Origin of the sequence: Brevibacillus soli (assembly GCF_044759095.2) — a bacterium.
In the GTDB taxonomy this organism is placed as follows: domain Bacteria; phylum Bacillota; class Bacilli; order Brevibacillales; family Brevibacillaceae; genus JBIYSM02.
The window spans coordinates 106,239-119,958 of record NZ_JBIYSM020000001.1 but is presented as its reverse complement, the minus strand read 5'-3'; the positions used below and the strand labels follow the sequence as shown (position 1 = coordinate 119,958).

The following is a 13,720-nucleotide window of genomic DNA, read 5'->3' as shown; positions in this document are numbered from 1 at the left end:
CATGCTAATTCAGTTGTTTGGCGACAGCCAGTACCTGATCCGCTTTCGTGCCGTAACCGTTCAGCATGTGGATGTGTCCGTCCCGCTGCCAGATCACCGACGTGCGATACTCTTCCTCCGTCAACAACGCCTTCGCCCCGTTGAGTTGAATCTCTTTTGCGCTGTTTTGACCGTCGGCCAGGAACGGCATGGGCAAGGTGTGCTGCCAGTCGTCAATGTCAATCAGCTGCTGCTTCACGTTTTCGGGGATAAAGGGGAGTGCGAGGATGGTGCTGCGCAGCTCACCCACGTCCACTCCCTCTGGCGCGGTCAGTTTCGGCGCTTCGACCACGTTGTAATCCAGGTGGGTGTCGCCGTTTTTCAGCTGCATCCGGATCGCTTTCGGCACTTCAAGTGAGAACTGCTTGCCGTTCAGTTTTTCGTCAAAGCGGGTATCTACCTTCAATTGGGCCAACAGCTTGTTTGCCTTTTCCGTATTCAGCTCCAGATTCAAGGTAAAGCGGGGAATCGCTTCTATATACTCGACCCGCCATTCACTCGGCAGCTTCGGCACTTCATGTCCTGCCTTCACTGCCTTTTCCACGCTGTCAAACGATTGCGGTTCGCGTAGGCCTCCCTCGTCAATCCACAGCCTGCCAAGACCTTTGAGCTCCATTTCTCCCGCTTCCCCGGATTGAAGCCAGCGCTCCACCTCTTGGAAGTCTTCCTGCGTCAGTTTTACAAACTCTACTTTATCCATGCGGAAAATGGACAGAAACTGGTTTGCTGCCGCTTGCACCTGCGGGAATGTCAGCGCGCCGAGCAAAATGGCAGCGGCAGATGCTCCTGCAACCCAATGCTTGACTGATTTGTTCACGTTTTTCCAACTCCTTTTTGTCTGATTCGGCCAAAGAACCCCCGAAGAAGGAACCGGACTTGGTCGACTGGCCCGCAGCTTCAGTTGAAACGTCTGCCAGGCCTCTTTCGTGTCAATCGGCACGCCCTTCACCTTTGCGGGCATTCCCGCCTGTACCTGCTCAGACGTCCAGGTTTCCAGCTCAAGCAGCTGTTCGAACCGCTGCTGACAGTCTCCGCACTGCAGCAGATGCGCGGCAAACGCTCTCGCTTCCTCACCGCTGCACTCTCCGTCGATATACGCCTGGATAAACCCATCATCCCTGCAGCTCATGCCTCTCCCCTCCTCATTCGTTCGTACATGCTGCGAAATTTCCTTTTTGCCCGGGCCAGCAGTGTCCCGACCGAACCGGGCTCTACCCCTGTCACCTTCGCCAGGTCGGCATAGCGGAAACCGGAATATTTCATCAAGAGCAGCGTGCGTTCCCGCTCGGGCAGCTCCTGCAGCACCTCCCGCACCCTCTCGATCTCCTCTTGTTCCAGCCAGGTCTCTTCCGAGGACGGCTGCATCAGCGGCAGCCTTGCAGCCTCCTGCTCGTGGCGGAGCTGTCTCCGCTTTTCTCCCCTGATGTGGTTGTACGCCACATAGATCGCCGCTTTTGCCAACCAGGCGGGGATGTTCTCGATCTCAGAACGCTCTGCGTAATAGAACTGAAGAAACACGTCCTGTGCCAAATCTTCTGCCGCACTCTGATCGCGGATGACGCGGTTGATCTGCCTGACGACGTACGGATAATAGGTTGAAAACAAGTCCTGAAAATCATCATCCGCTTGTCGAATCTGCGTTTTTCCCATCATCAGTTCTGCCTGCACCTCCACACCCTTCCTCCTTTCATCGTGGCGCTCCTACCTCGAATTACTGCCTTGGCAAGCCACACCCAGGTCCCCGCAGGGGGCTTCCTTGCTGTTCACTTTAAAGAAACCGCACAGGTGCGTTTTGTGACAGACAGCCAGAAAAAAAGAAAAGGAAATTGATAAAAATTTTAACCACCCTGTCCGATACTGTTGGATAAGGGGGGAGCAGCCGGTGAACAAAAGCCAATTTCTTCGGAAGAAGAGCGCTTTTTATCTCAAGCACCCGGAACAGGACGACCTGTTTTTTTACCGCTCGTTCGTCGAACAATACCCAGACGCTGCGATCGGTTGGTTCCATTTGGGCAGGGAGTGGGAGCTGCGCGGCCAGGAGATGCAGGCGTTGTCCGCCTACCGCAAAGCACTGCACACGGGGGCAGATGAATACGCAGCAGACGCCCGCGAAGCCTACCATCAACTGCTGCGAAAGCGAAGAAACCGCCAGCGATCCGCCCTACATTCCCTTAGACAGGGTCAAGCCAGATCCGAAGCGGGTTGGGTCGTTATTCCCAAATAGCTCTTGTCGTGTCGGCAACTCCGCTTTCCCAACGCCAGGGATGTCGATCGTCTTGCCATACTCCGGATACAATTGGTTTGCGATCATAGGGCCAGCTGGAAGGTTTATAAGTACCTCGCCGGCCAAGATACCTGCCCTCTGTACCGATGATAAGCTTTCAGCCGTGGCGGCATCTGCAATCGCGTCAATAGGGTCAAACAGGATACCGGAACCCCTTGTAGCCTCCATGCCTTTATTCAGCAAGTAAGCTCCGAGGTACAACCCCACAAGTCCTCCAAAGTCTTTCGCCTTGATGAAATCTTTTTGGACTTTCCAAAGGCTCGCAACTTCAAGCGTAAATGGCATGAACAGCTGCACCATTTTCGACTTCTGAGCAAGTGGTACTTCCCCGATCCCGCGACCGGCGATTAACCGCCTGGTTTCGTCATCTGCATATTTCACCGGGTTTTTAACACCCTCGGCCAAACCCTTTGCGTTTGCCGAGTTCCAGACAAACTCCGTTCCGATCCTCTCGGTTGTTTCCATCATCCATTCGGCCAATCGTTTCGGCTGCTCGATCAACTTTGTATCAAACTGACGATACAGCTTCCGAACATAACGCTCGTTCATGAAACCTGATTGTTTCATCGCCTGATTTTCCATGCCTGGCATTAAAGACTTTAATGTCAAACCAATGCCTTTTATCGAGTGTTCTTTAGCAAAAGCCGCACCTACAGGGATGTTTGCCAATTGCGCCAGTGTAGACGAGAAGTTGCCTAAGTTCACCCGATTGTTAAGGAAGCTCAGGGCATTGAATGCAGCCCTCCCTCCGGGAATTGCCTCTTGCGGCCATCGATCAACTGGGTTTGTTTTTCCGGCTAAGTCCTGTGAAAACTTTTCAAGGAAGTTAATAAAGCCGTTCAGATGGCGGAAAGCCCCTTAAATACTTCAATGTGCGGATCGATATGAGTCGCGTATGAAGCTCCCGGCAAGTATTCAAGGAATCCGCCGACAGCGTCACGTTTAAACGGTCCTAATCCGCGCTTTTGCATGAAACCCTGGAATTAACTTTTCGGCAGTGTAAATTCTGAGGTTCCCACCAACTTCGGATCGATTTGAGCTGGTGTATCAAACATGTTCTTTAAGCCGGTGAGGCCAGAAAACTCCTGAAAATGTCGATAGTAGTCGTTGCGCTTCGGCACAAGCTTGTCCGGATTGTTCGGGTAGATCCTTGCTCTCGTTGCGTTAACCTGGTCGAGAAGCGCGTCGTACGCTTGTCTAAACCATTTATCCGCCTCAACGACCTTTTCCCAGTCTTTAGTGATCGCTTTTAATTTGTCTAAGCTGATTTCCCCTTCACCGAACTGCTGTACCAGAGCAGACAGTTTACTGTCTTTCGTGATGCCCAGTTTTTTAACAACTTCCGTCTGCAACTTGTCGACCCAGTATTTCTGCATATCGGTATAGGATTTCTTCGATGCATCAAAAGGATCTAAAACCTTTTCTTTTATCGCAGGATAATCCTCGCCAAAGACATTTTTGAAGTTTCGATACACATCGTTGCCGTATGCTGCCGCACCGCTGATGTCCTTCATCTTTCCTGGATTAATATTGAAGACATGTTTGATGTCAGTTGCTGGCACGGAAGCAATACTTGGTGAGCTTGTACCGGTTGCAGGTGCCGGCGAAGAATTAATTCTTTCCTTGCCGAACAGGAAGGCTAACGGATCTTGCTTAGCTTCTGCAGGGGCTTTCCCTTGTTTCTCCGCCCTAAGTGTTCCTATCAGTTCGGAGATGCGCCCTTTGTTAGTTGTGACTGGCCCTGCTGGAACCAAAGGCCCTCCACGCAAGACGAATGTTGGTTCGTCGGTTACTATCTCCGTCACCGGTCGCGTGTACCTCTCCGTCGGCAATCCTTGCAGCGGAGAGATGCCGGATTGCTCCATCTTTTGTTGTCTATTTTTGGCTGACTGCATGATTTCATCCAAAGGATGTTGTCGCGTTGCTTGTTCAACCAACTCGTCTAATGAACCAGCATTCGGCGGCGCTATGCTTGACCAAATATCTTGCAGGGCTTCGTACTCTCTTCCTGGCGGCAGTCCCGTTTGTTCCGCAATCTGATAGACACGCTTCAATTGTTCCTCCGCCGGATTCGCAACGCGAGAAGCGCCGGGCCTTACATATTTTGCTCCTCTTGGCCTTACAAACTCTTCGGCTACTTGAATTGTCGCTGGGGCCTGCACATATCCGCCGGTTAGTCCGGCCCGTTCGTTGATAGCCTTGCCCAGAGGCAAGAGTAACTGCGGCGCAGGTGCTGCTTCCTGTGTCGGCTTTCTCAACCGTTGCAGAAGGTTGCTAAGCCCACGCGCAGCAGGTTCAGCTACTGCCCCAACAGCGCCGCCAATCCCAGCGCCTAATGCAATATTCCGCCAACGTTCGCCTGCTGTTTCGTCGCGTTGGTTCATGTCTTGTCCCAGGTCCGCCAATTCAATAGCAGCAGACGAAATCCCGCCTTCTACAGCCCCTCTGACAGCATTTTGCGCCATCCGGGGGGTAGTAGGTGCCAGTCGTTGCAGTAATTGCTGTACGCCCTTTCCCCCGCCTTCTATAGCACCGCGTCCGAATCCAGCATAGCCACTCCAATACGTTTCGCATATGCCTGTCCGACTCCACTGCCTGTTTGACAACGGGATTATCGACAATCGCTGGAAGAGGCAAGTGGTAAGTTGTACTCATTATACTGTATTGGAAAAACAGGAAAAGAGGCACTCCACCGTGGAACGCCTCTCTTGACGAAATTCTCTAGTTATTTACTCTTTCCATGCAGACTTCTTAGCGGCCCAGCCAGCCGCCATCCACTGTCAACACGTGTCCGCTCACATAGTCAGAGGCGCGGGAGGCGAGGAAAATTGCCGCTCCCACCAGATCGGAAGGCTCTCCCCACCGGCCGGCCGGGATTCGCGCCAATATCCCCTCGTTTCGCTTGGGATCGTTACGCAGCGCTTCCGTATTGTTGGTTTCGATGTAGCCGGGCGCTATCGCGTTTACCTGGACGTTATGGGGGGCCCACTCGTTGGCAAACGCCTTGGTCAAACCGGCTACCGCATGCTTGCTCGCTGTGTACGCCGGCACATAGACTCCCCCTTGGAACGACAGCAGCGAAGCGATCGTCATGATTTTCCCTTGCCTGCGCTCCAGCATGGGGCGGGCGACCAGTTGGCTCAACACAAACACCGAGTTTAAATTGGTGTTGATCACCGTTTCCCAGTTCTCCCAGGAGTATGTGCTTGCGGGCTCCCGTCTGATCGTGCCCGCGTTGTTTACGAGAATATCCACCTGCACCTGCTCTATTATGGGTTGGACAGCTGCTTCGATCTGGTCGGGCTTGGACAGATCGACCAGGACAGTCCGATACGAACGGCCCGTTCTATCGATCAGCGCTTCCGTCTCCTGCATATTGTCCCGGTGGCCCAGCAGGATCACATCAGCGCCAGCTTCCGCCAATCCGCAGGCAATCGCTTGACCGATCCCACTTCTCGCTCCGGTCACCATCGCCGTTTTTCCTTCCAGGGAGAAAAGCTCCTGAAGGTATGTCACGTCGAATCCTCCCTTCACCACTTTCTTTCTTTGACAAAAAACTGCACCGGAATTCCGATGCAGCCACAATAATTAATGAGAAAAGACGGCAGGGTTCAGCAGGTTCTCCGGTTTTTCCCCAGCCAGACCGGCAATCATGTTGCGCGCTGCCTTTAGCGCCATTTTTTCGCGGGTTTCGCGCGTGGCGCTGCCGATGTGAGGCAGAGTAACCACGTTCTTCATGGAGAGCAGCGGGTTGCCCTTTTGCACTGGCTCGGTGGCAAATACATCCAACCCGGCTCCGCCAATTCGCTGTTCCATGAGCGCATCGATCAGCGCTTGTTCATCGACGACCTTGCCGCGGGAGGTGTTGATCAGGATCGCATCCTGCTTCATCAGGCCCAGTTCACGCTTGCCGATGAATCCGACTGTCTCCGGGGTGAGTGGTGTCATCACGACGACGTAGTCACTGCGGCGCAGCAAATCATCCAATGAGACATACGCTGCGTCCAAAGACTGCTCCGCTTCCGTTTTGCGCGTCCGGTTATGATACAAGATTCGCATGCCGAAGCCTTTTGCCCTGCGAGCCACCGCTTCCCCGATGCGCCCCATCCCGATAATGCCGATGACGGCGCCGTGAACATCCTTGCCCAGCATCAAGCTTGGCAGCCATTCATTCCACTCTCCCGCCTTGACGAAACGGTCCGCTTCTGCAATCCGCCTCGCCGTAGCCATGAGCAGAGCGAAGGTCAAATCGGCTGTCGTTTCCGTCAATACGTCGGGGGTGTTTGTAGCCATAATGCCGCGTGCGGTCAGTTCACGCAAATCGAGATTATCGTATCCGACCGCTACATTGCTGACGATTCGCAGGCGGGGCGCACGATCCAACACGTCCGGCGTAATCTTGTGCCGGGAGTAAACCATCAGGCCGCAAGCCTCCTGCAATCCCGCAAAGAATGCCTCCTCATCCAGCATTTCTTCGACATCGCGATAATCGAGTTCGCAATGTTCAGCAAGAAGCGAAAGCGCCTTCTCTGAAATCCGGTGGGGAATAAACACGCGTGGTTTGGTCATAGGTCGCCCTCGCTTTCCTACCCTCTGGCCTGCTTAACCGTCTCGACGAAATTGCGTGCCGTCTCGGTCAGGCGGGTCAGATAGGCATCATCCACCTGTTCCTTGAAGCTGACAAGCGAACTGCCTACTCCAAGCGCTACGGCACCTGCCTTGATGTAGTCGGCAGCATTGGAAAGATCGATGCCGCCTGTCGGCATGAGTGGAATCTGCGGCAGCGGACCGTGCACGTCTTTCAGATATCCAGGCCCAAATACGCCGGCAGGAAATACTTTTACCACGTCCGCGCCATGCTGATAAGCGTTCAGGATCTCGGTCGGGGTCAATGCGCCGGGAATACTGATGATGCCGTACCGTTTGGTCAGCTGAATGGTTTGTGGATCGACTGTCGGCGAAAAGATGAATTTTGCTCCCGCCATAATGGCGGCACGAGCTGTTTCCGAATCGAGTACGGTCCCTGCTCCGACTACCACTTTATCGCCCAATTCGGCGGATACCTGCTCAATCAGGGAAAGAACTTTTGGTGTCTCCACCGTGATTTCCAGGGTGGTGACGCCGCCTTCATGCAGCGCTTTGGCCACAGCCAGGATCTTGTCCGGCGATGCTCCGCGAATGACCGCGACAATGCCGCTGTCGATGATTTTTTGCAAAAGGGTCATGGTTTTTTCCTCCCTCATTCACATGTTTTAGCGAATAACCTCTTCAATCGGCGTTTCCATAAACCGTTTCAGGTCTTCCCGTTCTGGCAAGCCTTCTACGTCGCCATTCACCATGGTGACAATCGCACCGACGGCATTGGCCCGTTTGACCGCATCAGCCAATGGAAGGCCGTCCAAAAGACCGGAGACCAGTCCTGCCGCAAACCCGTCGCCCGCACCAACCGGATCGATCACGCGCTCCACAGGGAAACCGGGGACATGGGCGTTTTCTTCTCTGGTAAAATAATGGGCGCCTTGTTCACCCAGTTTCAGAACGACCGTCTTGGCGCCGTGGTCCAGAAAACGCTGTCCCAGTACGATTGGATCCCGCTCCCCAAAGAGAAATTTACCTTCCGAAATACCCGGTAGCACGATATCCGCTTCTGCGGCAATGGCCAGCAGCGTTTCGCGCGCCTGCTCCTCTGGCCACAGCTTTTTGCGCAAATTGGGGTCAAAGACGACGGTTAAACGATGCTTTTTCGCCAGACGGATTGCTTCCCAGACCATCTCCCGGCAGCTGTCGCTCAACGCCGGGGTAATCCCCGAGACAAACAGGTATTTTGCCTGCATCAGATACGTTTCATCCAGGTCATCCTTGGTCATGAGGCTTGCAGCCGACCCTTTGCGATAGTAGTAGACATTGACATCGCTCGCGTTCCGTATCTCCTTGAAGTAAATGCCGGTTGGAGCCTGCGCATCCAGACGGACGCGGCTTACGTCTACCCCCTCGCCGCGGATGAAGGACAGCATCGCTTTTCCCAGCTCATCGTCTCCCACTCTGCTGATCCAGCCAGCCGAGTGTCCCAGACGGGCCAAACCGATCGCAAAGTTCGTTTCCGAGCCTCCGAATTTGCGGGAGTATGCGTGCGCATAGCGCATGAAGCCCGTCGTCTCCGGTGTGAACAACACCATTGTTTCTCCAAATGTTACAACGTCCATCTTGTTCTCCTCCAAAGCTGCGTTATTGATGTGCGTTTTTCCTCTGCTGCAAAATGGCTTTCACGATCGGAGTAAGGATGGTAATGGCCGAAATCAGCAGGAGAATCAGTGGGATCGGGCGTGTATAAAAGATGTCGTAGCTGCCGCTCGAGAGCGCTAGCGCGCGGCGGAACTGGCTTTCAGCCATCGGCCCGAGAATCAGCGCCAGCACAATTGGCGAGGCAGGGAAATCGTACTTCTGCATGAAGTATCCGATCACACCGGCCACCGCCATGATGACGACATCAAAAAAGCTGTTGTTGATTGCGTATGAACCGACGATGCAGAGCACCAGAATAATCGGTGTCAAAATTTCTTTGGGAATCTCCACCACTTTGGCAAAGTAGCGGGAGGCAAATAGTCCCATCAGGCACATGATGACGTAGCAGATGATCATCCCGATAAACAGGGTGTAGACGAGGTCGCCATTGTTTGCAAAAAGCTGCGGGCCAGGCTGCAGCCCTTGCACCATCAAAGCCCCGAGCATGACAGCAGTGACCGCGTCGCCGGGGATGCCCAGCGTCAGCAGCGGAACGAGCGCGCCGCCGGTGCAGGCATTGGCGCCCGATTCGCAGGCGGCGACACCTTTCATCTCGCCTTTACCGAAGTTTTCCTTGTTCTTGCTAAAACGCTTTGCCTCGTTGTAGGAGACGAAAGCGGCGATGTCCGCCCCGGCACCGGGAATGATCCCGATAAACGTACCCAATCCGGTGGAACGCAGAATGGTTGGGATCAGGTTGCGGAACTCCGGCCAACTCGGCATGACCTTCTCGATTTTCACTTTCACCTTTTCCTTCACATTCATTTCCGTCAACGATTTAAAGGCTTCGGAAGCAGCGAACAGGCCTATCATAATCGGTATAAAAGGAACCCCGTTCATGATTTGCTCATATCCGCCGGTAAAACGGGGGAAGCCGAGAATCGGGTCAAGACCGACAGTGGCCAGCAACAGACCGACCATACCGGCGATCAAGCCTTTTACCAGGGATTTGCCGGAAATGCTGGCGATGATGCTAAGACCGAAAACGGCCAGGGCAAACGTCTCCGGTGCACTGAACTCGAGTGCGATATTGGCGAGGATCGGAGACAAAAACATCAGAATGACGATACTGATGGTCCCGCCCGTAAACGAAGAAAGGGTGGCTGCTCCGAGTGCCTTGCCCGCCATCCCTTTTTGCGCCAAGGCATACCCGTCGATAGCGGTTGCCGCGGCTGCAGGTGTGCCGGGGGTCTTCAAAAGAATCGCCGTAATGGATCCGCCGTACACCCCGCCGAAGTATACACCCGACAAAAGCAGAAGACCGGCCACCGGTTCCATTCCAAATGTCATGGGCAGGATGAGAGCCACACCCATCGTTGCCGTCAGGCCTGGAAGCGCCCCGACGATGATCCCGATCGCCACGCCGACGACTGACATGAGCAGCGCGAATGGGTCAGTTGCAATATTGCTCAGTCCGCTGAGAAACAAGTCCATGCGATGCCCTCCTTACATTCATCATTCAAAGAATACGCCCGCAGGAAGGGGAACCTGCAGCACTTTTTCAAAGACGAGATAGATAAACAGCGTCACAATGACGACGACAGCCACTGCCGGAATCGTTTTGCGGTAGCCGAACAGCCAGATGAAGCCGAACAAAAAGATAGGTGTGGCGATGTAAAAACCACAAAAGTAGACAAGCGCCAGATAGACAAATGTCAGAACGAAACCGAGAAACGTTTTCTTCCATGACGTGGAGCCCTCTTCTGGCTGATCGTCTGCCTGCCGCCGGAAAGAGAGTGCAATCATCACCAGCGACAGCAGAAGCAGTACGGAAGCAATCAATTGCGGAAAGAAGCCGGCTCCTACATCTGTGTCACCGACACTTGGAAACTGATTGGCTGTGATCCAAGTGGCAACGGACAGGATAATGAGCGCCAGACCGACGAAGAAATCAACCTTTTTCACTAGTGGCCCTCCTTAAAAAATTCAATCCAAGCCTTCGATAAAATGGAGGACACGGGGGAGTATCGCCCGTGTCCAACGCACATTACTTTTTCAGTCCAAGATCGGTAACGAGTTTCGCGAACAATTCGCTGTCCTTTTGGATGGCCTCCTTGAACGTTGCATCGTCAGCATAGGAAACGCCAAGATTCATTTTTTCCAGCACGTCCGTGAAAGCTTTGTCTTCCGTTACTTTTTTGGCTGCGTCTTTCAGAACGGCTACCACGTCGTCCGGCGTATCTTTTGGCACGGCCAGACCTCGCCATGTGCCAATGGACAGGTCAATGCCCTTGTCCTTCAAGGTTGGCACGTCCTTGAACTTGTCCAGCGGCTTGTCGGCCATGACCGCCAGCATTTTCAGCTTGCCTGCTTCCACTTGTGCCGCTACTTCGGCAGGGCTGACGGATACGGCTTCAATATGTCCGCCGAGCAGTGCAGTGACAGCCGGGCTTGCGCCTTCAAACGGGATGTGGTTGAATTTGGTACCCACTTTTTGCTCCAATGCGGTGGCAGCCAAGTGCCAGATTGCTCCTGTACCGGAGTTGCCGATACGAACTTTCCCTGGATTTTGTTTGGCATAATCCAAAAATTCTTCAATGGTGTTCCAAGGAGCATCAGCTTTTACAGTAATGGCCGATGGATCGGCATTCAGGCGGGCAACCGGTTTGAAATCTTCCGGTTTAAAGGTCGCCAAGCCGAGTGGGGGAAGCGTTGTCATTTCCACGGTGACCAAGGTAACCTTGTACCCGTCTGCTTTTGCCTTGGAGCCTTCGGTCATCCCTACGGCACCGCCGCCTCCTGTTTTGTTCACGACCCCGATCGGTTGGGGAAGAATTTTGTTGGCAGAGTCCGCGAAGGCACGCGCTACCGCGTCGGTTCCTCCACCCGCGGCGTAGGGAACGATCAGTTCGATTTGCTTTTTCGGATAGTCGCCTTTACTTCCTTCAGCCTTATCGCCGGTTGGGGAAGCAGCATTGTTAGAACCGCAGCCTACGAGGGAAGCAATAAGTGCAGTTGCAGCCAGACTGGTGAAGATGCGTTTCAATTTCATGGTGTCATCCTCCAAAAAAAAAAAATAATGTGTATAGGTGCACCCCAAGCCCGTCATTTTCTAGATGACAGCTTGGAGAATCACTCGTTCCGTAATAAGGAACATTGTTCCTGCATGGTGCCGAAAAAATTACCCTCGGAAGCCAAGGTGTTTGGAAATTTCCCGAGCGTAATAAACAACACGATCCGTACAGAACTTCACTTTTTCTTCATCCATCCGCATCAGTGGACCTGACACACTCAATCCTGCGACTGCTTCGCCGTTGTGATTGAGGATCGGGGCGGCAACACAATGAATGCCGGCCTCATGTTCTTCCCTGTCAAGGGAGTATCCCTTTTCGCGAATTTCCTTCATATGAACGAGCAGATCGTCCAGCGAAGTGATGGTATTTTCCGTGAACTTCTTCAAACCGCGTTGGGCGACAATTTTTCGCACCTGCTCTTCCGGAAGGTAGGCAATCATGGCCTTGCCTACACCTGTGCAGTGGACGGGAGCGCGTTTACCGATCAGGGAATACATCCGGATAGTGTAAGGGCTTTCAATCTTTTCAATATAGACGACTTCCCCGTCTTCCAACACGACCAAATGGGAGGTTTCCCCTGTTTCCTGTACCAAGCTGTTCATAAACGGATTGGCAATTTTCCGGATTTCCAGCGACTGGGTGACAATCGAGCCCAGCTCAATCAGCTTTAATCCCAGAAGATAGCGCTCACTGATCGGATCTTGCCGAACATATCCTTGATTTTTCAAAGAAGTCAGCAGGCGGTGAACGGTACTTTTGGCGATGTCCATCCGATTGGCCAATTCCGTGATGCCAAGACCGTCATTTTGTTCTTTCAGCATGTCCAAAATGATCAGGGCTCGGTCTACCGATTGGACAGAAGACACGTCGCGCGAGGCCTTTTCCATTTTCCACCTCCTCAAAACAGTTCCTTAATACGGAACATTGTTCCTTTTTCATATGTTCTGAAATTGATTATACTCCTTCTCGATGCTTTGTCAATAGACAGGCGTTTTCCATTTTCCACTCATCCATTTTAAAAGCAATCACGATTCGTTTAAGATCGAATGATGGATGTGGTACCGTAATAGAAAAGGAGGTCGAGAAACGATGGGTTCCAGCCCCAATATTGTGGAAGTCGCATCCCTCATCGGGGAACCGTCCCGTGTCGCCATGCTTTTGAGTCTTTTGAGCGGAAAATCCCTGCCGGCCAGCGAATTGGCCCGTTCTGCCCGTATTACTCCCCAAACAGCAAGCTCCCACCTGTCCAAGCTGGTGGAAGGCCGCCTTTTGATCTGTGAGTCGTACGGACGGCACCGCTATTACCGGTTGTCCAGCCCTGAGGTCGGACATGCCCTGGAAGCTCTTCATGCCATCGCCTCTCCCAAACCGGTCCGGTCTCTGCGCGAGTCAGACCAACTGCGGGCCATGCGATTCGCACGCACCTGCTATGATCATCTGGCAGGCGAAATTGGTGTCGCACTGACAGACAGGCTGCTGGAATTGGGGTTGCTCGTGGAGTCCGGCAAAGAGTATGTGCTGAATGCAGCAGGCAAAAAGAAGCTGCTGGGCTTGGGTGTCGACTTGGAAAGAAGCCCCAAAAGCCGCCGCAGCTTTGCCCGCCAATGCCTGGACTGGAGCGAGCGCCGGCATCATCTGGCGGGAAGTCTGGGGGCATCGCTGACTAGGCGACTGTTTGAACTGGGTTGGATCGAGCGTCTGCCGGACGGCCGGGCCGTGCATCTTACGCAAGCCGGAATCAAAGGGTTGGCCGATGAATTCGGGCTGCTGGTATAAGGAACTGCCCAGCCTACCTGATCCCTGATCCGGCTCAACAGGCCTCCCCTTCACCCACGTCCGACATGGTGCTGCGGGAGCCTTTTCTTTTCAAATGTCCAGTTCACCAGGAAAATCCCGATGACAATCAGAAGCCCTCCTGCATACACATGCCATTTGACTATTTCAACAAGCAGCAGCCAGCCAAAGATAACCCCAAAGAACGGCGTCAGAAACAAACAGGCACTCGTTCTCCCCGGGTCTCCCTGATTCAGCAGGTAATACCATGTGGCAAACTGCACGATCGAGGCCATAATGGCGAGCCACAGCAGAATCATAATCTAAT

General features: G+C 53.4%; 14 protein-coding genes and 1 pseudogene. 2 read left to right on the top strand and 13 right to left on the bottom strand.

Going from position 1 to position 13,720, the window contains the following annotated elements; genetic code table 11:
• Positions 1–4 precede the first annotated feature (4 nt).
• Complete coding sequence (locus ACE99V_RS00560; protein WP_400488997.1) at positions 5–1,168, bottom strand: anti-sigma factor; 1,164 nt, start codon at positions 1,166–1,168, stop codon at positions 5–7.
• On the bottom strand, positions 1,165–1,713 hold the full coding sequence (locus ACE99V_RS00555) for an RNA polymerase sigma factor SigX (RefSeq protein WP_400488996.1): 549 nt from the start codon (positions 1,711–1,713) through the stop codon (positions 1,165–1,167). Before ACE99V_RS00555 ends, ACE99V_RS00560 begins: the two co-directional genes overlap by 4 nt.
• 208 nt (positions 1,714–1,921) lie before the next feature.
• Between ACE99V_RS00555 and ACE99V_RS00550 the strand changes: the two genes are divergently transcribed.
• Positions 1,922–2,263: a hypothetical protein gene (locus ACE99V_RS00550; protein WP_400488995.1), complete on the top strand. Its 342-nt coding sequence runs from the start codon at positions 1,922–1,924 to the stop codon at positions 2,261–2,263.
• Here ACE99V_RS00550 and ACE99V_RS00545 read toward each other — a convergent pair.
• The 10 genes from ACE99V_RS00545 to ACE99V_RS00500 all read right to left on the bottom strand — a co-directional run bounded on the left by ACE99V_RS00545 (position 2,201) and on the right by ACE99V_RS00500 (position 12,506).
• Entirely contained in the window at positions 2,201–3,028 is an 828-nt protein-coding gene (locus ACE99V_RS00545; protein WP_400488994.1) for a hypothetical protein, read from the bottom strand. The genes ACE99V_RS00550 and ACE99V_RS00545 overlap by 63 nt on opposite strands.
• Positions 3,029–3,306: 278 nt before the next feature.
• Positions 3,307–4,707, bottom strand: coding sequence for a hypothetical protein (locus tag ACE99V_RS00540; protein ID WP_400488993.1), 1,401 nt, complete (start codon positions 4,705–4,707; stop codon positions 3,307–3,309).
• 367 nt (positions 4,708–5,074) lie between these two features.
• Positions 5,075–5,839, bottom strand: a complete 765-nt coding sequence (kduD, locus tag ACE99V_RS00535; protein ID WP_400488992.1) for a 2-dehydro-3-deoxy-D-gluconate 5-dehydrogenase KduD — start codon at positions 5,837–5,839, stop codon at positions 5,075–5,077.
• 72 nt (positions 5,840–5,911) lie between these two features.
• Positions 5,912–6,892, bottom strand: coding sequence for a 2-hydroxyacid dehydrogenase (locus tag ACE99V_RS00530; protein ID WP_400488991.1), 981 nt, complete (start codon positions 6,890–6,892; stop codon positions 5,912–5,914).
• Between the two features lie 17 nt (positions 6,893–6,909).
• A complete protein-coding gene (locus ACE99V_RS00525; RefSeq protein WP_400488990.1) occupies positions 6,910–7,548 on the bottom strand; it encodes a bifunctional 4-hydroxy-2-oxoglutarate aldolase/2-dehydro-3-deoxy-phosphogluconate aldolase in 639 nt (212 codons plus the stop codon).
• Between the two features lie 27 nt (positions 7,549–7,575).
• Entirely contained in the window at positions 7,576–8,526 is a 951-nt protein-coding gene (locus tag ACE99V_RS00520) for a sugar kinase (RefSeq protein WP_400488989.1), read from the bottom strand.
• 22 nt (positions 8,527–8,548) lie between these two features.
• Positions 8,549–10,039 (bottom strand): tripartite tricarboxylate transporter permease, encoded by a 1,491-nt coding sequence (locus tag ACE99V_RS00515; protein WP_400488988.1) that lies wholly within the window; start codon positions 10,037–10,039, stop codon positions 8,549–8,551.
• 21 nt (positions 10,040–10,060) lie between these two features.
• The gene (locus tag ACE99V_RS00510; RefSeq protein WP_400488987.1) at positions 10,061–10,510 is read right to left on the bottom strand and encodes a tripartite tricarboxylate transporter TctB family protein; all 450 of its coding nucleotides are present in this window, start codon (positions 10,508–10,510) and stop codon (positions 10,061–10,063) included.
• Positions 10,511–10,592: 82 nt separating this feature from the next.
• Positions 10,593–11,597 (bottom strand): tripartite tricarboxylate transporter substrate binding protein, encoded by a 1,005-nt coding sequence (locus tag ACE99V_RS00505; RefSeq protein WP_400488986.1) that lies wholly within the window; start codon positions 11,595–11,597, stop codon positions 10,593–10,595.
• Between the two features lie 129 nt (positions 11,598–11,726).
• Entirely contained in the window at positions 11,727–12,506 is a 780-nt protein-coding gene (locus tag ACE99V_RS00500; RefSeq protein ID WP_400488985.1) for an IclR family transcriptional regulator, read from the bottom strand.
• A gap of 202 nt (positions 12,507–12,708) precedes the next feature.
• Between ACE99V_RS00500 and ACE99V_RS00495 the strand changes: the two genes are divergently transcribed.
• Positions 12,709–13,395, top strand: coding sequence for an ArsR/SmtB family transcription factor (locus tag ACE99V_RS00495; protein WP_400488984.1), 687 nt, complete (start codon positions 12,709–12,711; stop codon positions 13,393–13,395).
• 50 nt (positions 13,396–13,445) lie between these two features.
• On the opposite strand, the pseudogene ACE99V_RS00490 reads toward ACE99V_RS00495, so the two are convergent.
• A pseudogene (locus ACE99V_RS00490) lies at positions 13,446–13,715 on the bottom strand (EamA family transporter); the annotation flags it as partial.
• Positions 13,716–13,720: the final 5 nt, after the last annotated feature.